The sequence below is a fragment of the Nonomuraea antri genome, from assembly GCF_013283785.1.
In the GTDB taxonomy this organism is placed as follows: Bacteria; Actinomycetota; Actinomycetes; order Streptosporangiales; family Streptosporangiaceae; genus Nonomuraea; species Nonomuraea antri.
This window is the reverse complement of sequence record NZ_JABCPZ010000203.1, coordinates 1-20,819: the sequence shown is the minus strand read 5'-3', so window position 1 is coordinate 20,819 and position 20,819 is coordinate 1. Positions and strand designations below refer to the sequence as shown.

At 69.4% G+C, this 20,819-nt stretch carries 17 protein-coding genes; 11 read left to right on the top strand and 6 right to left on the bottom strand.

Annotation, left to right across the window (positions count from 1 at the left end):
• Window positions 1–644 precede the first annotated feature (644 nt).
• From HII36_RS42440 to HII36_RS42425, 4 genes are all read right to left on the bottom strand, one after another.
• Entirely contained in the window at window positions 645–2,342 is a 1,698-nt protein-coding gene (locus HII36_RS42440) for a site-specific integrase (protein WP_173529010.1), read from the bottom strand.
• A gap of 5 nt (window positions 2,343–2,347) precedes the next feature.
• A complete protein-coding gene (locus tag HII36_RS42435) occupies window positions 2,348–2,620 on the bottom strand; it encodes a helix-turn-helix domain-containing protein (protein ID WP_173529009.1) in 273 nt (90 codons plus the stop codon).
• Window positions 2,621–2,873: 253 nt separating this feature from the next.
• Window positions 2,874–3,869 (bottom strand): TRM11 family SAM-dependent methyltransferase, encoded by a 996-nt coding sequence (locus HII36_RS42430; RefSeq protein ID WP_173529008.1) that lies wholly within the window; start codon window positions 3,867–3,869, stop codon window positions 2,874–2,876.
• Window positions 3,869–4,855 (bottom strand): hypothetical protein, encoded by a 987-nt coding sequence (locus HII36_RS42425; RefSeq protein WP_173529007.1) that lies wholly within the window; start codon window positions 4,853–4,855, stop codon window positions 3,869–3,871. The genes HII36_RS42430 and HII36_RS42425 overlap by 1 nt, the downstream gene beginning before the upstream one ends.
• Window positions 4,856–5,845: 990 nt before the next feature.
• On the opposite strand from HII36_RS42425, the gene HII36_RS42420 reads away from it, so the two are divergent.
• From HII36_RS42420 to HII36_RS42370, 11 genes are all read left to right on the top strand, one after another.
• The gene (locus HII36_RS42420; protein ID WP_173529006.1) at window positions 5,846–6,259 is read left to right on the top strand and encodes a hypothetical protein; all 414 of its coding nucleotides are present in this window, start codon (window positions 5,846–5,848) and stop codon (window positions 6,257–6,259) included.
• 376 nt (window positions 6,260–6,635) lie between these two features.
• On the top strand, window positions 6,636–7,559 hold the full coding sequence (locus tag HII36_RS42415) for a hypothetical protein (RefSeq protein ID WP_173529005.1): 924 nt from the start codon (window positions 6,636–6,638) through the stop codon (window positions 7,557–7,559).
• A gap of 317 nt (window positions 7,560–7,876) precedes the next feature.
• On the top strand, window positions 7,877–8,284 hold the full coding sequence (locus HII36_RS57295) for a pilin (protein ID WP_236004474.1): 408 nt from the start codon (window positions 7,877–7,879) through the stop codon (window positions 8,282–8,284).
• A gap of 155 nt (window positions 8,285–8,439) precedes the next feature.
• Window positions 8,440–9,945, top strand: coding sequence for a conjugal transfer protein TrbL family protein (locus HII36_RS42405; protein WP_217370650.1), 1,506 nt, complete (start codon window positions 8,440–8,442; stop codon window positions 9,943–9,945).
• Between the two features lie 163 nt (window positions 9,946–10,108).
• Window positions 10,109–11,041: a PrgI family protein gene (locus HII36_RS42400; RefSeq protein WP_173529003.1), complete on the top strand. Its 933-nt coding sequence runs from the start codon at window positions 10,109–10,111 to the stop codon at window positions 11,039–11,041.
• Between the two features lie 95 nt (window positions 11,042–11,136).
• Window positions 11,137–12,900, top strand: a complete 1,764-nt coding sequence (locus HII36_RS42395; protein ID WP_328808142.1) for a VirB4 family type IV secretion system protein — start codon at window positions 11,137–11,139, stop codon at window positions 12,898–12,900.
• Window positions 12,901–12,935: 35 nt separating this feature from the next.
• Window positions 12,936–15,464: a type IV secretory system conjugative DNA transfer family protein gene (locus tag HII36_RS42390; RefSeq protein WP_173529001.1), complete on the top strand. Its 2,529-nt coding sequence runs from the start codon at window positions 12,936–12,938 to the stop codon at window positions 15,462–15,464.
• A gap of 42 nt (window positions 15,465–15,506) precedes the next feature.
• Complete coding sequence (locus tag HII36_RS42385; RefSeq protein ID WP_173529000.1) at window positions 15,507–16,523, top strand: replication-relaxation family protein; 1,017 nt, start codon at window positions 15,507–15,509, stop codon at window positions 16,521–16,523.
• Complete coding sequence (locus HII36_RS42380) at window positions 16,520–17,506, top strand: C40 family peptidase (RefSeq protein ID WP_173528999.1); 987 nt, start codon at window positions 16,520–16,522, stop codon at window positions 17,504–17,506. Before HII36_RS42385 ends, HII36_RS42380 begins: the two co-directional genes overlap by 4 nt.
• 391 nt (window positions 17,507–17,897) lie before the next feature.
• Window positions 17,898–18,605, top strand: a complete 708-nt coding sequence (locus HII36_RS42375; protein WP_173528998.1) for a DUF2637 domain-containing protein — start codon at window positions 17,898–17,900, stop codon at window positions 18,603–18,605.
• Window positions 18,606–18,871: 266 nt separating this feature from the next.
• Window positions 18,872–19,609 carry a GIY-YIG nuclease family protein gene (locus tag HII36_RS42370; protein ID WP_173528997.1) on the top strand — a complete coding sequence of 246 codons (738 nt, stop codon included), beginning with the start codon at window positions 18,872–18,874 and terminating at the stop codon, window positions 19,607–19,609.
• 84 nt (window positions 19,610–19,693) lie between these two features.
• Here the strand turns inward: HII36_RS42370 and HII36_RS42365 are convergent, their stop codons facing one another.
• Window positions 19,694–20,128: a ParB N-terminal domain-containing protein gene (locus HII36_RS42365; RefSeq protein WP_173528996.1), complete on the bottom strand. Its 435-nt coding sequence runs from the start codon at window positions 20,126–20,128 to the stop codon at window positions 19,694–19,696.
• Complete coding sequence (locus HII36_RS42360; RefSeq protein WP_173528995.1) at window positions 20,125–20,679, bottom strand: hypothetical protein; 555 nt, start codon at window positions 20,677–20,679, stop codon at window positions 20,125–20,127. Before HII36_RS42360 ends, HII36_RS42365 begins: the two co-directional genes overlap by 4 nt.
• Between the last annotated feature and the right edge of the window lie 140 nt (window positions 20,680–20,819).

Sequence of the window (20,819 nt, the reverse complement as noted above, 5' to 3'; positions counted from 1 at the left end):
CCGTAACGGTGACGGGACGGCCCGGACGCGCCCCACCCGACCGGCCCGCGCCGGACGGGTCCCACACGAACCCTGTCAGCCACAGCCGCTCAGGGGCGGACATCCCTATGGCTGACAGCGCCCTCACCCGGCCGTATCCAGGAAGCCGGGTGAGGGCACACCTCTCGGGAGGGTGACGTGCCGCGTGCAGGCGGCCCGGCACACCTTCAGAGACAGCGGTGACCGCGAGCGCTTCACGCGGGCGCGAACGCGGTCGCTGACCGGGTGGCTGGCCGGTAAGAGGAGACCGGCCAGCCACCTCTCTGAGGTGACGATCATGGTGAGTGCCCCCGACCGCCTGATCGTCGCCAAGGCGGGCCCTTCTCAGGGGAGGTGACCGTCGCGGGCCGCCGAGGCCGTCACGGGAGGGGCCCGTCCACCCCCGAAATCGTCCGGCGGCAGCACTCCCCTCCCAACAGTGCTGCCGCCGGACCTGGACCCTTCGCGAAGGCACCCGGCATGGTCACGCACACCGGCCGGGCGCGTCATCCTTTTGCGAAGGGCCTGCCTTTCCCATGAGGGTGGGGAGAAGGCGGAGGCCGGTCAGCCTTTGCGGCTGACCGGCCTCCTTGTCTACGCTTCGCCCTGCCTCCTCTAGGGAATGGCTAGCTGGTCGGCCTGACCGGTAGGTGCGTCACCGTTCCGCCCGCCTCCTGTGCTGTGCCGTTCGTTCGTGTCCGGGTCGTGTCACGCCGGGGCGGGACCGGCCGGGGCGCGGGAACCGGCGACGCGGTCAGGAAGGCGGCGGTCGCCTCGGCCGCGGCGGCAGCCGCTTCGGGGTAGACGCTGGTGTAGGTGTCGCGGGTGAAGGACGCGGTCTTGTGCCCGAGGGCCTCCTGCACGAGTTTGATGTCCACCCCGGCGGCGAGCATCGCGGTGGCCGCCAGATGACGCAGGTCGTGCAGCCGGATCGGCGGCAACCCGGCCTGGTAGCAGATCCCGTAGAAGCGATCCGTCACGTGTTGCGGATGCAGGGGGCGGCCGATCTCGTCGGTGAAGACGAACCCGGACTCGACCCAGTCCCCGCCCGCGGCCAGCCGCTCTTGGGCCTGGCGCTTGCCGTGCTCCTTGAGCGCGGCCATGCTCTCGGCGTCGACGGCGATCTCGCGGTCGCTGGCGTCGGTTTTCGGGGTGCCCTGGATCGGGTCCCAGCCGAGCTGGGTGATCTGCCAGTGGATCCCGATCCGCGACGCCTTGTAGTTGACATCCGGTTTGCGGATGCCCACGCCCTCGCCGCGCCGCAGCCCGCACATGGCATAGAGCCGGTACAGGGCGAACAGCCGGTCGGTGCGGGCGTAGGCGAGGAAACACTGCACCTGCTGCGGAGTCCATACCATCACCGGCGACGGCCGGGGCGCACCGATGTAGGCGGCGACCGGGTCGACCCGCTTGCCCTCGCGGGCCCGCTTGAGCCGATCCAGGTGGGCCTCATGGTCCTGACGCCACTGCACGACGCGTGCTTCGGTCCAGACGACCGGCTTGGGCCGCGACGCCGCGCCGAGTTCGACGACGGCGGCCGGGTTGAAGTCCAGCAGCCGATCCTGGCGGATCGCGATGTTCAGCGCGTGCCGGAGAGTCGCCCTGATGCGGTGCATCGTGGTCGGGCCGACCGGCCGACGGTAGCGGACGCTCTGCACGCGGGCGGGCTCGCCGCTCGCCCGTTCGGTGGCGATGACATCGTTGAACTCCTCGATCGCGTCGAACATGCCCGCGATATCCGACACGCGGAGCCGGTCCAGCCGGATGTCGCCCAGATATGGCTGCAGATAGAGACGGACATGGGACTCGTAAGCGCGCCTGGTCGTCGGCTCGATGGCCCTCTTGCGCTTGAGGAACTCCTGTAGCCACTCGGCCACCGTGACATGCCGGTTCAGGTCCTGCCGGGTGCGGACCTTACGCCGCACCTCTTCGGTGTCGGGTAGCCGCTTGGTGTCCTTGAGCACCGACAGCATCAGCATGGTGATCTGCCGCCGTACCGCCAGGTCGGGGTCGAGGGCGAGCAGGCCGCGGGCGTGATCCAGCTCCGCCTCCGCGTCCTCCAGCGTCGCGAACCCTCTGCGGCGCAGCGGAGCGCGCCTCCTGCCGTCGGCATGCGCAGGCAACTCAAGCTGGTAGCCCCACGTGCCGTGGGTCGAGCTCCACCGCCTGCCGCCGCCGGTGTGGGTGATCCGCAGCCTGGGACAACTCTTGTCGAGCCGCCTGCCCGTAGCCGGGTCCTTGCACGCACAGGTCTTGAACGTGGTGCCCTGGGCGACGGTCGGCTCCTTGCTCGCCACCGTCGTCGTGCACGGCTCATTCGCCATCGTGGTCATTCTTCCTGTCCTGCCGGACGACTGGCGCCGTCCGGGACCGTGTTATCGAGTGGTTCTGGCTGATCAAGAAGCGCCCGCAGCCCGCGCACCGGCACCGTGTACCGGCCGCCGATACGCAGCACCCGGCACGGGAACGCGCCCGCCTTAGCCAGGCGGTATGCCTTGGTACGGCCGATGCCGAGCAGCCGCCCGGCCGCGAGCAGGCTGACCACCTCCGGCTGTTGAGCTGCTTCGGATGCCGAGTTCTGGGGCGGGGTTGTACTGGTCATGCGTCACCTCCATGCGCGTTGATGAACAGGGGCCGGTGCGGGCCGCGCGGCATGCGCGGCCCTTACGGCCGGGGCGGGCTGTGGTGGGCGCTACGCCGCCAACCCGGCCCCGTCCGGCCCCGGTGCGGGCAGGGTTGGTGACGGGCGGTATCGACGCCCACCTTCATGGCCCGCGTCAAGCGAAATCCACAGGTCAGCGCCCGCGCCCCAGCTCCCGGCCCGAATCCGGGCCAGGACGTAGGGGTGCTGTGGGCTACTTCAGCTCGCGGTCGTCTCGAAAGCCGGAACCCGACTGAGGCGGTGGCGGTGTCGGTTCCCGCTGAAGGTCCTTCAGTTTCCGTGAACCCACGGGCATCGCGACCTTGCGGAAGATGAGCAGGTCCTCATGCGCGACGGCGTGAATCGGCAGGCCGCGTACCCACGCCTTGCGCGCCTCATATAGCTGGAAGAACGACGCCCGATTCAGGAGCCGGCCGTCGCCGAGCCCGCACAGCAGGCACACGATCCGATCGGCGAACACCAGACCGGCCTCCTTGGCCACCTGCTGGACGTGGCCTGGCAGGTCGACCAGCTCGCCCCGCACCCGGTAGGGACGGACGGTGATCGCGACCACGCCGCCGGGCCGCAGCAGCTCCACGCACCCGGCCAGGATGCGGCCGAACCCCTCCAACAGCGCCGGGAGCTGCTGGAGGGCCAGGTTGCCGCGATCGGCGGAGTATTCGTGGTTCCACTTGCGCACGCCCGGCTCGCCGGTGTCACGGGTGGAGCGGATGTGGCCGTGCGTGGCCGCCCCGTACGGCGGCGAGGTCAGCACCAGCGCCGCCCGCCCGGCCAGGTCCGGCAGCAGCCGGGCGATGTTGCGCGCGTCACCGGCCACCACCCGGCCGAACCCGGGCGCGCCCTGCTTCTTGGCGTGAGCGAGGTTGGCGACCGCCAGGCGCGCCCACCTCTCCTCGTACTCCACGCCCGCGGCGTGGCGGCCGAGGTGGGCGGCTTCGACGAGGGTGGTGCCGATCCCACACATCGGGTCGACCACCAGCTCGCCCTGGCCGGTGTAGGTGCCGACCGCGTGGGCGGCGATCGAGGGCAGCATCTTGCCCGGGTGCCGCATCGACTCCGGGACGTACCGGCCGCGCCGCTGCACCCGCGACTGCTGCTGGCCGGTGGCCCATACCGACGTCGTCACCTCGGCCGTCACCTCGGCCGTCACCTCGGCTGTCGTCGTGTCGTCCGACGTCATCTTGATCATCAACGCGCCCCTCCGGTCTGCGTCACCGTCGCCGACGCGTTCGGCCCTCCGAGCGGCTGCGCAGGCTTGGTCGCCACCTCGGATGAACTCGAAGGTGTCTTCAGCCTGGTGAACAGCAGCACGTCGCTGTGCACACGCGCGCTCGCCGGCAGTGCGGCGCACTCCGGTAGCTCCTGCCACGCGGCCGTCGCCTGGCTGGAGCGGCGGGGTTCGATGCGGTCGCCGCGAGCGGGCTGGCGCAGGGCGATGATGTGCTGCAGATACACCAGCCCCGCCGCCCGCGCTCGCGCGATGATCTGCGGCAGCGGATCGACCACGCGGTCGGTGCGGTGCAGGCCGGTGACCACGGCCAGGTGTCCGCCCGGCCTGACCAGCCCCGCCGCCGACACGACGTCGTAGACCTGGGCTTCCTCATCCGGGCACGGGCCGCCGAGGCGCCGGCGCCGGTCACAGACCTGCTCCGACACGACCAGCCCGGCGCTGCGGGCGAGGTCGGCCAGCAGCGGCGGCGCCTCATCATCGTCGCGATCGGCACCGCGCAGATCGCAGACGCGCAGGTCGGTGACGCACAGGTCGTAGTCCGGGTGGGTGCGCGCGAGCCGGGTCCAGATCACGCCCGCGCGGTCGGGGTCGGTGAAGACGGCCACCGGCAGGCAGCCCGCCGTCAGCGCGGCCGAGACCAGCTGGTGGTCGGCGGCGCCGAGGTGGATGACGGTCTCGCCCATGCGGGTGCAGGCGGCGATGAGGTGGCGGGCCAGCGGGCCAGAGACCGGATGGCAGCAACCCGCCTGGCAGGTGGAGACGGACTCGGTGTCGGCTGCGGCCAGCCACACGGTCAGCGGCAGATGCCCCGAGGCAGGGTTCTGCATCTCGCCGCGTACGGCGAACTCACCGCGAGAGCGGCCGGCCGAGTCGGTAGTGGAGCTGTTGACGATGTCGGAGACGGCAGTGGAGAAGGCGGTGGAGGTGTGGGTCGGTTCAGTCATGCGGGGTGTGGCCCGAGTACCGGGCCACCGATCCCTGTCACTGATCCAAATACCTGCCTCAAGGCCCGAGTTCGGACAAGCCGTCAAGCAAAGATCTCGTCATGCCTGCCGGTGCCGGTTCTTCCCGCTCGCCGCAGACCGAGCCCGTTCGCGGGTTGCCCACAGGCTGTGGACGGCGGCTCTGTCACCCCTGACCGGGCCTCTGCGCCGCTTCCCCATCTGGAAAGAAGCGTTTCCGCACGTCCCTTGCGACGTTCGCCCTACGTGATCGCTCCGTCACTCACATAATGGTGGGCCTACGGGCCGGAAACTGGAGGGGGTCCGGCTCGTTCGGGGGATGCTGGCCTGGCCGTCGTCCGTGTCAGGCCAGCATCCCGCGCCGACGGTGCACAGCCTCCGCCCGTTCATGCCAGTCCATGTTTTCGCAGGTCACAGCGTTTTCGGACAAGTGGCGTACACGTTTCGGACAGCGCCGCCACCCGGCCGCCAACTGATCTTTTGCAGCGAAGGTTGAGCATTGTCACCGAAGGTTGATGGCCGTCAGGTTTCTCACCGATGGTTGAGCGCGCAGGTCAGAGCGTTGTCCCGAACGTCGGGACGAGGGAACCTGCGGACCCAGGCACATGTGGCCGGTAGTACAAGATCTTCCTCGATTGACAATGAATCTTGCTCACCCCTGTGACCTGGCCACTGATGCGCGGCCGTTGCGAGAGGTCCCGACGAGCGGTCGCCATTCAAGATTCCTCGCTGCAGGTCAGCCTGGTGGTCGTGAGGACGACGTCCTGGCACAGGACAACATGCCCGACCATGCCGCCACTTCGAAGACGCTGCGCAGTCCTCTCACCTGCGGCGCCCCTCACCCAACGTCCGGTGAAAACACTCAACCTTCGCTGCGAGAGGTCATCAGCCACACCAACACCGAGAAGCTGTCCCGGCCTACCCCTGGGGAGACAACCCACCGAGGCGTCTCAACGGGAGGTGATGACCGGTATGCCGGACCGTACGGATGAACTGGCCGAACGCCGCTTCGCCAAGCTCGTCGACCAGGTTCAGGCGATGATGAGCGTCTGTCTCAAGCCGGAGTACCGCGGCTTCTACGGCCAGCTCGTGCTCAACCGCGACGCGGTGGCCGAGCTGGGTGAGCTGGCCGACGTGCGCAAAGCAGCGCGAGCTGCTGGACGCCGCCCCGGCTGGCGCGTGCACACCCACGCTGGCGACAGCGGCGTCCTGTTCATCGTGGATGATCGCGACTCTCCTGCGGAGGTACGGGACCTGGCCGCCCATCGCGCAGCCGACGCCGTCTCGGCCGTCATCACCCGCGCCCGGAACGAAGCTCGCATGATCCGCACCGGCGAACACAACACCTTGCCCGAACTCCCGCACCACCAAGGCGAGGGCTTCTGAGCAACGGGCCGCAAGCAGGTCCGCGAGGGTGCTGCAGCATCCAGCCACGAGCCTGAGACCCCGGGCATGAGCTCGCTCTGACTCGGATCCACCGCTTGGCGCAAGCTTGACCCGAGAGTTTCGCCCTCATCTCGTTTCCGCAGGTCAACGCAGCTTTCCTCGCGCAACGTCATGCGATGCGACTTCCGCTCACCCGCCTGGCACATGAGCCGCATTCCGACGTTGTCGCAGGTCATACCAGGTTCCGGCGCTTGGCAAGACCTTGACGTGATCTTTGCCGTGCCCAATGTCTGATCATTTTCTGCCCGGTTCCTGTCCGGGCCCTCTGGCGCCATGGCGATGTCCGAATCGGATCTCCTCCTCTGGGAGCGTCGCCATGTCTCACCCTTCGATCCACCTCTCCGCGGGCATCACCAAGTCGGCCACCGCCACCGCCATTGGCTCGGCTGCTGCCGAGCCGACCGCCACCATCCACCTCGAGCTGGACACCGCTCGCGGGTCCGATGCCTTCGACGACCACGGCGACCACGACGGCCTCGATGACAGCCTGGGGCTCCTCGACGGCTCGATGCCGCTGGATGTGGCCGAGCACGCCTTCCGGCTGCTCATGCGCGGCCCGCAACCCCTGTCGATCGACGGCGCCGACCTCGGCGGAGGGCTTCCGGCTCGGCGTATCCCGCTGGACGAGTTGCGGGTGATCCTGCTGCACCCGTCCTGCTCGCGCACCACCCGTGACCACGTCTGGCGGCATCTCATCGACCGGGCGCGCGCTCACCGGGGGGCGTGGATGGTCGCCGCCGTCGCGCTCGCCATCCCGATGCTGGGCCGCCTCGTCGCCGTTGTCATCGACAAGATCCACGCCGAGCAGGCCGGGCGCCTCGCCCGCGTGGACCGTGAAGACCTGGAAGGCGAGGTCTTGGCCGCCTACATGGAAGCCCTGGTCCGGGTGAATCTCACCTGGTCGCATCCGGTGCTGCGGCTGTCGCGGCTCACCCAGTTCGCCGTCCTGCGCGCCTACGCTCCCCGGCGGCCCGGCCTGCTAGCCGACCCCGACCTCGTCGAGAACGGGCAGCAGGCCCTCGCCTACCCGGCCGGCCACCCCGACCTCCTGCTCGCCCAGGCGGTCGCCGAAGGGGTCATCACCGAAGCCGAGGCCGACCTGATCGGCTTCACCCGGCTGGATGGCATCGCGCTCAGCTCCTACTGCCGCCACCGCAGGCTGCTCTACTGCACCGAACTCAAGCGCCGCCAGCGCGCCGAAAACGCCCTCTACCAGGCGTTCCTCAAGCGCCGCCTCTAGCGACCGGAACGGGCGCCAGAGGAAGATCGCGAGCAAAGATCACACAAAATCCGCTGGCCCCGATGTCCTAACTCGGCTCTTCGACCCGGTCTTTAGCCAGTTGAAGGCAGCGCGGAGGGCGCCCGGACCCGGCAGCGGGACCGTACCTGGTCACCGGTCCCTGTCACCCGGCCCAGCCCACAAGCTCCGCACCTCGAAGGAGGACGCCCACCTCGGCTCCGCCGCCGGGCCCGGCACCTCCGCGCAGTCTTCCACCCCGCCCCGCCACACGGCTCGCATCGCCGTTCGATCCACTTCACCGTTCTGGGAGGCAGCACATGACCCGCCCGCGCCGCGTCACCTCACCACAGGCCCTCAGCCTCAAGATCTGTCTCATCGTCCTGGTCGTTCTCGGCGGTCTCGTCGTGGGCACCCTGCTCGAATACGCCATCTCCTACGCCACCACCGCCGAGGTGTCTGCGCTGGCGGTGGCCAAACCCGGTGAGCCGCCGAGCTCGCTCAACGCGGTCATCGACAACCTGCGCAACGTCATCGTCGGCCTGCTGGTCGCCCTGGCCACGCTCTTCCTGACCGTGGGAGGAGTCCGCTACATCCTGGCCGGCGGCGACCCGGGCGAGGTCGAGGCCGCCAAGAAGACTCTGCGCTACGCCGCCCTCGGCTACGGCATCGCCGTCCTGGCGCCCGTGCTGGTGAGCGTCCTCAAGGGCATCGTGGGCGCCGAATGACCCACGTCCACTGGCCTGGCGGAGTCAGCAGGTGGTCGAGCCGGCTGGTTCGGGTCGGCCTCGGTTTCCTGCTGGCCACCGCAGGCGGGCTCATCGCGACCGTCCCGGGCCATGCCGAACCCACACCGACCCCGAGTCCGGTTCCCTCACCGCAGGTGACCTGGATTTCCCCCACCCAGCAGCCGTCGCCATCCACAGAGCCGTCCACCGGGGTGCATGAGTGCGGGTGGCTGGACGTCGGCTGCAAACTCAACCAGGCGATGAACGGCTGGTTCACCCACGTGGTGACCCATGCCATCAAGCCCGCCTTCGTCATGGTCGGCAGCGTCCTGCTCGCCGCCCCGCCGCCCTTGATGCTCGAGCGGGTGCGAGAACTGACCGGCCACGTGCGGCTGGTCGCGAACGCGCTTCTGGTGTTGATGGTGCTGGCCGGAGGCGTGATCGTCATGGCCTACGGCAGCGCCCAGACCTCCACCACGCCCGGCGAGGTCATCCCGCGTCTCGTGGTCGCGGTGATCACTTTGAACGCCTCGCTGACGATCTGCCAGTTCGCCATCGACCTGGTCAACTCCATGGTCACGGCGCTGCTCGGCGACGGAATCGACGGGCAGCGGGCCGGGAACCTGATCGCCGACAAGGTGGACAGCGCGATCAAAGACCTGGAAGGCACCGCGCTGTTCCTCGTGCTGCTGGCCGGGGTGGCAGTGCTGATGGGGATCCTGCTGGCCTTTATCGGCGTCATCCGCGTCACCCTGCTCCTGTTCCTGATCATCGCCGCGCCCTTGGCCCTGCTCTGCCATGCGCTCCCGCAGACCGAGGGCATCGCGAAACTGTGGTGGCGGTGCTTTTCCGGCCTGCTGGCCATTCAGATCCTGCAGGCCCTCGCGCTGATCCTGGCGTTCAAGCTGGTCCTCACCGACTCCGCCGACGCCTTCCCGCTCGCACCAGCGGATCCGGGCGTGGGCGATGCGCTCGAGGCGATCGTGCGGCCCACCGCGAGCCGGGCGCTGGATGTGCTCATCCTGATCGGCGTTCTGTTCGTTCTGATCAAGATTCCCGGCTGGGTGGCCCGGACGATCTGGCAGCAAGGCCAGCCCCACATGCTGAAACGCCTGATCAAAGCCGTGATCGTCTACAAGACGCTCGGCGCCGCCCGCACCCTCGGCAAGGCCGGACACCGAGCCACCCGGCGCAAAGCCGCCACCGCCGCCAGTCAACATCGCCGACGTCCACCTGGCAGCGGCCCCCGTGGACCTCGGCCCGGCCCCAACCGTCCCGGCCCATCCGCCACAGCCCCGGGAGCCTCGCCCATGCCCAGCAACGCACCCGCCTGGCAGCAACTCCAGCTACCCCTGGGCCTGCCGCCCACTGCTACCACCACTTCGGCATCTGCTCCCGGAACGTCGTCCGCTGCCGCGCGGCGCGCTCGAGTGGGCACGCAGCTCGCGTTGCCGTTCCCGGTCACCCGCGTCCCTCGCCCACCCGCACCACCACGTACATCCCCGGCATCGGGGCCATGGATCCGGCCCCGACCGCCATGGGTGCAGGACCGGCTTCCCGGAATGCCCACCCGCGCGCCCCGGCCCGGCCAGCTCCGCCTACGACTCGATCCGCCCCCGCGCCGTATCCCGCGAGCACAGCGACGAGGAGGAACCGCATGAAGCACGACCCAGAACCGCCGCCGCTGCGGGTCGCAGAAGAACGTCAACCGGCTCTTGTGCCACCGAGCGGCCAGCATCCGCAGCCGCATACCCCGCCACGCATGGAAGGGATGCGTGACCGCCAATGAGCCCTGCGAACGTTCCCTCGCATGAGCAGTTTGCTGTGACCATTCCCGCCGACATCAACCAGCCCGACAAGGTCGCCTACGGGCTCAGCATCCGCCAGCTCCTCATCATCGCCTTGACCGGCGGGATCGCCGCCGCCGTCTACTACCTGTTCCACCAGATCCTGCCGATCGTCATCCTGGCCGCGATCCTGCTCCCGCTCATCGCCCTCGGCATCGCCATCGCACTGGGACGACGAGACGGGCTGAGCCTGGACCGGTTCGCCCTGGCCGCCCTGCTCCACACCCGGGAGAACAAGAGGCTGGTCTCCGCGCCCGACGGGGTCGCCGACCCGCCCCGGTGGTGCCGCCTTCGGGGCAAGATGCCCGCGCCGATGCGGCTGCCGGTGAAGGCGATCCGTACCGACGGCGCGCTGGAGCTTACGGATGGAGGCGTGGCGGTTCTGGTGGAAACCGGCACCCTGTCGTTCCACCTACGCACCACAGGCGAGCAGGCCGCTCTCGTCGGGGCGTTCGGACGGTGGCTGAACTCGCTTGAATCTCCCGTTCAACTGCTGGCCCGCGCCCGGCCCGCGGACCTGTCCGACCTGGTCGAGGCGATCGAGCACCAGTCGCAGGTGTTGCCGCATGCCGCGCTGGCCCAGGCCGCACGCGAGCACGCCGGCTACCTGGCCGAGCTGAACACCTCGCGCGAGCTGCTCACCCGGCAGGTCCTCGTCGTGCTACGCGACCACCCCAGTGCGAGCCGAGGGCGGCGCTCGGTACGGCGCGACGCCTCGGCCGCGGTCGTCTTGCGCCGGGCCGCCGAAGCCGAACGCGCCCTCGCCGCGCTCGGCGTCACCACCCGCGTCCTGGCCGCTGACGAGGCCGCCCAGGCACTGGCCGAATGCCTCGACCCCGGCGGCCGTCACCCCGCCGGCCAGGCCCTCCCCGACGAACTCATCACGTCCTCGACCAGGAGCATCACGTGAAGCTACGCCGCCGCACCCGCGATCAGGAGCCGAGCACCCTCCCGCACCCGGCCGCCATCCAGGTCGGCGTCCGAACCGTCACCTTGCCCAACGCCGTGGCCGCGTCCTTCGCCGTGACCGGCTACCCGCGCGAAGTCGGCGCGGGCTGGCTCGAACCGCTGCTCACCTACCCCGGTCACCTGGATGTGTCCCTGCACATCGAGCCCATCCCGCAGCAGGTCGCCGCGATGCGGTTGCGTCGCCAGCTCGCCCGGCTGGAATCGGCCAGCCGCTCCGACGCCCAGCACGGCCGGCTCGCCGACTTCGGTGCAGAGGCCGCTGCCGATGACGCCACCGACCTGGCCGACAGCCTCGCCCGAGGTCACGGCCGCCTGTTCAAGGTCGGCCTGTATGCGACCGTTGCCGCGCCCTCGGAGCCGGAGCTGGCCGCCGAGGTGGAACGCGTCCGGGCGCTCGCCTCGTCGCTGCTCCTCGATGCGCAGCCCGCCACGTTCCGCGCGTTGCAGGGATGGACGACCGGCCTCCCGCTGGGCGTCGATTCCCTCGGCGCTACGCGCACCTTCGACACGACCGCGCTGGCGGCGGCCTTCCCGTTCACCTCGCCCGACCTCGCCACCGAAGTCGGGGAGACGAGCGTGTTGTATGGGCTGAGCGCGACCGGCTCCGGCGTCGTGTTGTGGAATCGCTACGCCCAGGACAACCACAACTCCGTCGTGCTGGCCCGCTCCGGCGCTGGCAAGAGCTTCTTCACCAAGCTGGAGACCTTGCGCCTGCTCTATCAGGGCGTTGAGGTCGCGGTCGTCGACCCCGAAGACGAGTACGCGCGCCTCGCGCGAGCCGTCGGCGGCACCTGCCTGCACCTCGGCGCGGCCGGGGTGCGGTGGAACCCGTTCGACCTGCCCGCCAGCCAAGGCCCGCGCGATGACGTGCTGTCGCGGCGGGCGATGTTCCTGCAAACGCTGCTCGCCACCATGCTCGGCGGCCGGCTCACCGCCCAGACCAGAGCCGTGCTGGACTCGGCGATCATCGCCACCTACCAAGCCGCCGGAATCACCCGAGACCAGGCCACGTGGACCCGGCCGACTCCGCTCCTCGCCGATCTGGTCAGCGCCCTTACCAGTATCGGAGGCGGGGAAGGGACAGGTTCGGCGGGGGCGGAGCTGGCCGTGCAGCTCGCCCCGTACGTGTCCGGCTCGTACCGCGAGCTGTTCGACGGCCCGACCACCACCCATCCAGCCGGGCATCTGACCGTCTTCTCGCTCCGGGATCTGCCCGAGGAGATGAAAGCGGTCGGCACCCTGCTCGCGCTGGATGCCATCTGGCGGCGAGTGGCCAACCCACGCGACCGCAAGAAACGCCTGGTCGTCGTCGACGAGGCCTGGCTGCTGATGAAGGAGCCCGAGGGCGCCCGGTTCCTGTTCCGGATGGCGAAAGCGGCCAGGAAGCACTGGGCCGGGCTCGCCGTCGTCACCCAGGATGCCGCGGACCTGCTCGGCACGGAGCTGGGGCACGCGATCGTCGCTAACGCCGCCAACCAGGTCCTCCTCCGGCAGGCACCGCAGGCCATCGGCGCGGTAGGCGACGCCTTCGACCTGACCGAGGGCGAACGGCAGTTTCTGCTCACCGCCGAACGAGGCGAGGCGCTCCTGGTCGCCGGCCCCGCCAGCCGAGCCGCCTTCCACATCATCGCCTCACCCCGCGAAGCAGATCTGATCACGACAGACCCGAAGCACCTGGCCGAACTCGACCAAGGCGATCAGCGCGCCGCGCAACCGGCCGGGGCCGCGTACCCGTTGGATCCGTCCGGCTTCACCGAGTTCAGCGATGACCACGACGACGAGGAAGGCGACCCGCTGTGAGGCTGACCGCCGCCGACCGCGATAGGCGGTGCCTTTTGTGCGGGATCGAAGAAGGCGACGTCCAAGACGCTCTCGACTTCCTGAGCGAGCTGCCAGCCCGTCTGCCCGAGTTCGCCCTCGCCCACGGGCCCAATCTCCTCGCCGCCCTGTCCCTCACCTGGGCGGTGGACCGCGCAGTACGCTACCTGCTCGGTTGGGCCCGTCACGCCGACATGATTCCCCAGGCCCGCCTGATCGAGATCTCCTCCCCGCCGCGCAGCGACCCTGAAGGTGCAGCGGTGCTGTGGCGCCAGCTCGTCGGCCTGCTCCGCCCCGCGTGGAAACGGCTTCTCGACGGCCAGCCGCACCTGGTGTGGGAGTATCACGGCAGCGACGCCGGGGTGCGTATCCAGCTGTGGGTGCCCGGCACCATCCCGCCCGCCATCGTCGACAAGGCCATCCAGGCCGCCTGGCCCGGCGCGACCACCACCACAATCCCTGCCAACCCGCCCCTACCCGCCGAAGCCGACGTCACGGGCGGGCGGCTCGTCCTGGCCGCGCCCGAGCACTTCCCGCTCACCACAGACCACGACCACGACCCGATCCGCTCGCTGCTGGAGGCAATGAGCGGACTGCGCGAGGGCGAGCACGCCGTCGTACAGATCCTGGCCCGGCCGACAACCGGCCGCCGCCTGCGCCACGCTTACCGAGCCGCCGCTCACCTGCGCGGCGGAGGCAGCCGAAACCACCTTGGCCGCGTCTTCGACGAGATGCTTCCGCTGCCCGACAGCCGCGACCGCCACCGCCCAGGCGAGCTCACCCGCGACTTCCCCGAACGCGCGCAACAGGTACGGGCGATCCTGGCCAAGGCCGGTCAGCCGCGTTACACGGTCGCCATCCGCTACGCCGTCTCCACCAGCCACAAACCCCTCCCGGCCAAGGAGGCAGCACACGCCCGCCCCGGTGAGGAAGCGGCTTCTTCTGACCTGACCCGAGGGTGGCTGCGAGGTCGAGCGCACACGCTGGCCGGCGTCTTCACCCTGTTCACAGGCAGCCACCAGTACCTGCGCCGAGCCCGCCTGTGGCGCCCCGCCCGCACGATCGGCTCGCGCCGCCTCGACAGCGGCTACCTGCTGTCCGTCGCCGAGCTGGCCGCGCTCGCCCACCTGCCGTGGGACATCGACGCCCCCGGCATCACCCGCGCCGGAGCGCGCCCCATCGCGCCGCCCCCGGCCGTCCCCCGCAACGCGGCGGGCGGTAGCGCCCGCGTCCTGGGGGACGCCGACAGCGGCCCACAGCGGCCCGTCGCCCTGCGCGTGCGGGACGGGCGGCACCACACCCACGTGCTCGGCGGCACCGGGGTCGGCAAATCGACCCTGCTGGCCAACCTCGTCCTGGCCGACGCCCACGCCGGACGCGGAGCGTTGGTCATCGACCCGAAGGGCGACTTGATCACCGACATTCTCAACCGGCTTCCGAAGCGCGCCGTCGGCAAGACGGTGGTGTTCGACCCGCAAGACCCGGCCCCGCCACCGTCGATCAACATCCTCGCCGGACACGACCCGGCCTTCGCCGTCGACTCCGTCGTCACCATCTTCCACCGCTGCTTCTCCACCGCCTGGGGACCACGGGTAGATGACCTGCTCCGCTCCACCTGCCTGACCTTGACCAGCGTCCTGGGTCGCAAGGCCACCCTGGCCGACGTGCCTCGGTTGCTGACCGACCAGGCGTTCCGCGCCCGGACCACAGGCGAGCTGCGCGATGAGCTGCTGGCCGGTTTCTGGCAGTCCTATGAAGCCCTCACCCCGGCCGGGCAGGCAACGGTGATCGGACCGGTGATGAACAAGCTCCGCGCGGTTCTGCTGCGGCCGTTCGTGCGGCAGGCGCTGGCCAGCCCCGACACCACTGTCCCCATCGGCCAGCTCCTCGACCGGGGAGGACTGGTCCTGGCCCGGCTCCCGAAGGGCATCTTGGGCGATGACGCGGCCCGGCTGTTCGGCTCCATCCTGCTCGCCCACACCTGGCAAGCCGCCACCCGCCGCTCCACCCTCGCCGAAGCCGACCGGCCCGATGCCTCGCTGGTCATCGATGAATGCCACAACTTCTTGAACCTGCCCGGCCACATCAACGACGTGCTCGCCGAGGCGCGCGGCTACCGGCTGTCCCTCGTGCTCGCTCACCAGCACCTCGACCAGTTGCCCTCAGATCTGCGGGAAGCCCTGTCGGCGGACGCGCGGAACAAGGTCTACTTCAACGCCTCGCCCAAAGACGCGAACGAGCTCAAGCACCACACGGCCCCGTTGATCAGCCCGCACGACCTCACCCACCTCGGCGCCTACCAAGCCGCCGCCCGCCTCATCGTCGACGGCCAGCAGACCTCCGCATTCACCCTGCGCACCCGGCCCCTGCCAATCGTGATCGAGGGCCGCGAAGCCGAGATCCGCCAGGCATCCCGCCAACGCTTCACCGGCCTGAGTGTGGCCCGCCGAGCAGGCCAGGTAGCCGTAAGACCGGCACACGGCGTATCCAGCCAGATCACTGCCGAAGCCGAATCGGGCGCGGCCTCAGACCCCGGCCGTTCCTGACCTGGCCAACGCCATCACCACACCCGTTCACGGAGGTTCACCATGTCCTGCACGCGCTGCGGCTGTTCCGGCTCCTGCCAGCCCGTCACCCGAAAGGCGGCGGCCCGCAAGCTGCCCCGCCTCACCATCCAGCCCATCCCCGCATCCCAGCCCCGCCTCGACCACGCCGCGCTACCCGCACTCGCCGCACGCCTGACCGAACGCGACTACCAGATCCTCGACCACCTGCACCGCCACCGGGTCCTGACCACCCACCAGGTGCAGCGCATGTTCTTCGGCATCGCGCAGGCCACCCGCAAACGCATGACCACCTTGTTCGAGCTCAACGCCGTCACCCGCTTTCGGCCCTGGGCCGGATACGGCGCAGGCTCGGCCCCCATCCACTGGGCGCTCGGCAAGGCCGGGGCCGCCGCCCTGGCCGCCCGCCACGCCATCACCGTCAAAGAACTCGGCTACGACCCCGAGATCCCCGTCGCCGTCTCCTCACGGCTCAACCACCAGATCGGCGTCAACGACTTCTTCTCCCACCTCCATCACGACGCCCGCTATCGCCCCGATGCCCACCTACGGGCATGGCAATCAGAGAAGGAGTGCACCAAGATCTGGGGCGACCTGGCCCGCCCGGACGCCTACGGCTGCTGGTCCGAGGGCGGCCGCCAGATCGACTTCTTCCTCGAACACGACACCGGCACCGAACCCCTCAAGCGCGTCGCCGACAAACTCCACGACTACCTCAACCTCGCCGAAGCCACCCGCATCATCACACCCGTACTGTTCTGGCTGCCCAGCGCGGCCCGCGAAACTCACCTCCGCAAGCTCCTCACCGCCACCGACCTCCCAGTCGCCACCGCCGTCCACACCACCCACAACGACGGTCCCGCCGGAGCCTGCTGGCTGCCCGCCCCGGCCGAGGCGGGACAGCAACGCATGCGGCTGGCTCACCTCGACACGGGCTGGCCTCACCTCACCCTCGGCCGCAACCCCGACCAGCCAACCACCACTACCGACGACGACGCGTTCCTGGACCGCATCTTCGGCGAGGAGGAGACGGGCAGGTGAAGGCCGCCGCGGCCGGCGCCGCCCTCCTGCTGCTCATCGTCTTGGCGTTCCTCGCAGCCGCCACCAGCATCCTGACCGGCTCCGGAACACCCGGCGGTGTCGCCTGCGCAACCGCATCCAGCGCGACGAGCAGTACGACGGCGGGCGAGCCGGTCGCGGCGGCCCCGGCAACGACCGGCGTAGCCGCCGCTACGGCCTTGGACGGCGAGCAGCAGGCCAACGCCGCGCTCATCGTCCAGATCGCGGTCGAGCGCGGCCTGCCCGCGCGGGCGGCGGTTGTCGCCGTCGCCACCGCCCTGCAGGAATCCAGGCTGCACAACCTGCGCTACGGCCACCTCGACAGCCTCGGGCTGTTTCAGCAACGCCCCTCCCAAGGCTGGGGAACCACGGAGCAGATCCTCGACCCACGCCATGCCACCGGCACCTTCTACGACCGGCTGGTCAAGGTGCCGCGCTGGGAGCAGCTCCCGCTCACCCGCGCCGCGCAAGCCATTCAACGATCCGGCTTTCCCGACGCCTACGCCCAGTGGGAGCCGCTCGCCCAACGCGTCGTCGACGCCTTGGCCGGAACCTGCGTCACCCTGATTCCCGGCGAGCAGATCGCCGCCGTCATCGCCTACGCCCACGCTCAACTCGGCAAACCGTACCTGTGGGGCGCCGAAGGGCCTTCTTCCTTTGACTGTTCCGGCCTGACCATGCGCGCCTACCAAGCCGCCGGAATCACCATCCCGCGCGTGGCCGCCGACCAATGGCGGTGGGGGCCGCCCGTCCCGAACGGGCAAGAACAGCCCGGCGACCTCGCCTTCTTCCGCATGCAACCCGACGGCCCCGGACACGTCGGCCTCGTCATCGGAGGCGGCCAGATGATCCACGCGCCCAACCGCCGGACCGTCGTCAAAATCGACGGCTACCAGCGCGGGGATCTGATCAGTTTCACGCGTCCGGCCGCTCACGCGCCCACCGGTCGACCCAACTCACGTTGACCACACCACCCACCGCCCTGACGCGGGCACAGCACCGGACGGCACCCGGGGGACTTGAACCGTTCGCTTAGCTCCTAAGCAGTTCTGATGCTCCAAGGCTGGACCTGTGGTTAGGGCGATGCCACCCCACACAGCCAGTGGCAGCGCGACGGCTAGGGCTCAGTGATGACAGCACCGAACCCCGGCCTTGACCCAGCAACCTGATCAGAGCGGGAGCCAGGCCATGCGCCACCCTTCTTCACCCACCGTTGCAAAGGAAGCGGCGTCTGACGAAGCAGCGCCGCTCAAGCGCGCCCGGCACTTCTTCTCCGCCCTGTTCCACGCTCAACGTGCACCGAGCGTCCCAGCCACCACAAGCCCCTTCAACGCTGGTGCAGGTCGAATCGGGGACATGGTGATCCTGGGCTTGGCGGTAGTCGTTCTTCTGGCCGTCGCGGGAACCGCAGCCTACGTCTCGTACCACCACTTCTACGCCTTGGCCATCGCCCTCGGAGAGCGGCACGACATGGCCATCCTCTACCCGGCGATGTCCGACGGCGTGATCGTCATGGCCTCGCTGGTGATGGCCTATTGCTCGCGCCGCCGTCTACATGTGCCAGTCCTGGCCTGGGTCGCACTCGCCCTGGGAGGCGCCGTGACCCTGGCCGCGAACGTCGCCCACGGCTGGGCAGGTGGACTCGGATCACGCCTGGTCAGCGCCCTCGCACCACTCGCCTTCGTGGGCGCGTACGAACTGCTGATGTGGATCGTCCGTAACACCCGCCAACCGACCGACCAGCCCCATACCGAGGAGCACATGTGCCAGCCCGCCAAGACCCGCGTCGAGGTGGAACGGCTGATGCCGATGCTGCCCACCGACCGGTATGAGGCGGCTCGGCTCAGCTACATCGCCAGTCTCGCGGAGGGCAAGCAGCGTCTCGGCCGACGCCCGCTGATGAGCCGGTGGGGACTGGAACAGCGTGAGGCCGAGGAGATCATCGCCGAGGTGGAACGAGAGCGATCCCGGACAGTCCACACGGAAGAAGTGGATCCGACCATCATGCCGCTTGCCAACGACCAGCGCTCCATCAGCGCGAGCGAAAAAGAGGCGAGGGCGTGACCGCAGCAGAGGAGGTACAGGACCATGTGGCGGCCCTGCATATCTCTCGGACACCCGAGAACGCCTCCACACTCGCACCGGAGAAGCCCATGTCCTTGAGATCCCAGTGCAGCGGAAAATGGGGCTAGCGCAGCCCGGCACGCCACCTGCGCGCACTATCCCAGAGGTGAGCTGCTCGTTCCTTGCCGAAACTGATAGTTACTCAGAGCGACTTTGCCGATACTGTTCGGAAGATCTCCAGCTGAACCAGGTGAAGGAGACGCCCCATGTGCGCCGCGCGGTTCGCCCCATCCCAGCTTGTGGTCAGTCTTTCCTATGACCTCAACAACCCGATGAAGATCCGAGCCAAGCACAAGGTCGCCGGCATGCTCCTGCTCGACCGCGACTACGCCAATCGCCTCGATCGAGGCTGGAACGTCCCCGGCGCCTACATCCTTCTCGACCGGCCCGACAGCAAGGGCCGGTGGGGAGCCTACGTCGGCAAAGCCACCAACCCCGGCCTCCGTCAGCGCGTCCTCCAGCAGCTCAAAGACCGCGACCACTGGTACCGGGCCCTGCTCATCCGCTACGAATCCAACGACGACGAAACGCTCAACAGCAGCGAGGCCGGATGGCTGGAAGGCCGTCTCTACGACCACCTCGCCAACGCCGGGCAGGTCGACCTGCACAACCGCAACCGGCCCCAAGACCCCACCCTGACCGACGACGACGAAACCAGCCTCATCGACTACCTCATCCCCATCGAATCCGTACTCCGCCTCATCGGCCACACCCTCCACCCTCGAAACCCCAACGCCCCAGACGGCGGCGGACCCCTCGTCAAAATGATCAAGCCTGAGCCTGCGCCGGAGGAGCCCAAACCCTACGTGAGCGTCTTCGGGTACGGTCCCAACCCGTACCTCCTTCAGAACCCAACCATTGAAGAGGCGTTGGAAAGGTTCGCCCTGCTTTCGGCGGGGAAATACCGCCGCACGGAGCCAGAGGCACCAAACACCTCAACGTGACCCGGTGGTGCAGGAGGTATGCCCCGGCCAGCACACTGAACTTGTGCTGGGCGGGGCATACTTCCTACGTCACCGGATCAGGCGTTACCGCAGATAGCCGTCTCCTTTCTCCCCGCCGTGCATCCGGCAGGCGAGTTCCTCCTCGGCCGTGAGCACCACGGCCAGCAGTTCCGGAATCCCGGCGTTCAGCGCTTTGTACAGGCGGTGCCAGCCGTCGATGATCAGCATGCCGCCGTTCGGGACGGTGGCCACGATCAGCGGCTCGGACAGATCCACCTGGGCGGCGTGCTCGCGGTTGATGGCGACCAGTTGGAGCATGCCCGCCCACTCCCCGGGCTCGATCCGCCCCTCTGGTGTGCGGTCGCGGGTGAGCTTCTTGGCGGTGGTGATGTCCCATCGCCAGGCCATCATCTGGAAGAACTCCAACCGCGAGCTGTCCGTGCGGCCCGGGGCGGGCCTGCTCCTGGCCACTGACTCGGGCGTGCTGGAGGGGCTATCGGTGGAGGTGCTGTTGCTCATGCCTTCGCCTCCCGCCCGGCTGAGCTGCTGGTTGCCTGCTCCGCGGAGGAGGCCGGCACGAGTGTCTTCACCTGTGTCAGGAAGTCTCGAGCAGCGTCCTGGCGGATGAGGGCCAAGGCCCGGTCGAGATGGGCCAGGGCGAGTTGGTACTCGCAGCGCAGGCCGAGGACGCGCACGGACAGGGCGGCTTCCAGCGCGATGGCGTCGCCGTCCAGGTAGGGGCTGATCCAGGAGACGAACCTGGCGACCGTGTGCTCCGGGGTCAGGCCCCGGAGCAGACGGTCGCCTCGGGCGTGCCGGATCTGCCGGTCGATGAGCAGCCACCAACCGGCGAGCGTCTGCGTGTGCAGGATGTCGTAGAGGACCTCGGCGCTCAGCCGCTCGCCCCGGCCCAGCCGCCGCGCGATGCCTTCGGCGTTGCTCTGCCGCAGCTGGCGGGCCTGCTCGATCGCCTCCTCCACCGATAGCGCCTCGCCCGGAGCGTGGCCGGAGGTGGGGGCGGTGCCGGGTGCGGGTCTTGGGGCGTCGGAGTGCTGCGAGGGTTTCCCCATGGGGCTTTCCTTTCGTTGGGTGATGACGTCAGCGCCGGAAGCGCTGACACGGTCGGCCGGTCGTTCACCGCGCGTCCGCCGTCGTCGGAGGCAGCGCCGTACGCGCGACCGGGTTTGGGGGCGAGTTGGCGGGGCGGTGG

What these genes read in the sequence shown, in the direction of transcription:
- HII36_RS42440 (WP_173529010.1), bottom strand. Translation starts at nt 2,342, where the DNA reads ATGGCGAATGAGCCGTGCACGACGACGGTGGCGAGCAAGGAGCCGACC.
- HII36_RS42435 (WP_173529009.1), bottom strand. Translation starts at nt 2,620, where the DNA reads ATGACCAGTACAACCCCGCCCCAGAACTCGGCATCCGAAGCAGCTCAA.
- HII36_RS42430 (WP_173529008.1), bottom strand. Translation starts at nt 3,869, where the DNA reads ATGATCAAGATGACGTCGGACGACACGACGACAGCCGAGGTGACGGCC.
- HII36_RS42425 (WP_173529007.1), bottom strand. Translation starts at nt 4,855, where the DNA reads ATGACTGAACCGACCCACACCTCCACCGCCTTCTCCACTGCCGTCTCC.
- HII36_RS42420 (WP_173529006.1), top strand. Translation starts at nt 5,846, where the DNA reads ATGCCGGACCGTACGGATGAACTGGCCGAACGCCGCTTCGCCAAGCTC.
- HII36_RS42415 (WP_173529005.1), top strand. Translation starts at nt 6,636, where the DNA reads ATGTCTCACCCTTCGATCCACCTCTCCGCGGGCATCACCAAGTCGGCC.
- HII36_RS57295 (WP_236004474.1), top strand. Translation starts at nt 7,877, where the DNA reads ATGACCCGCCCGCGCCGCGTCACCTCACCACAGGCCCTCAGCCTCAAG.
- HII36_RS42385 (WP_173529000.1), top strand. Translation starts at nt 15,507, where the DNA reads ATGTCCTGCACGCGCTGCGGCTGTTCCGGCTCCTGCCAGCCCGTCACC.
- HII36_RS42375 (WP_173528998.1), top strand. Translation starts at nt 17,898, where the DNA reads ATGGTGATCCTGGGCTTGGCGGTAGTCGTTCTTCTGGCCGTCGCGGGA.
- HII36_RS42370 (WP_173528997.1), top strand. Translation starts at nt 18,872, where the DNA reads ATGTGCGCCGCGCGGTTCGCCCCATCCCAGCTTGTGGTCAGTCTTTCC.
- HII36_RS42365 (WP_173528996.1), bottom strand. Translation starts at nt 20,128, where the DNA reads ATGAGCAACAGCACCTCCACCGATAGCCCCTCCAGCACGCCCGAGTCA.
- HII36_RS42360 (WP_173528995.1), bottom strand. Translation starts at nt 20,679, where the DNA reads ATGGGGAAACCCTCGCAGCACTCCGACGCCCCAAGACCCGCACCCGGC.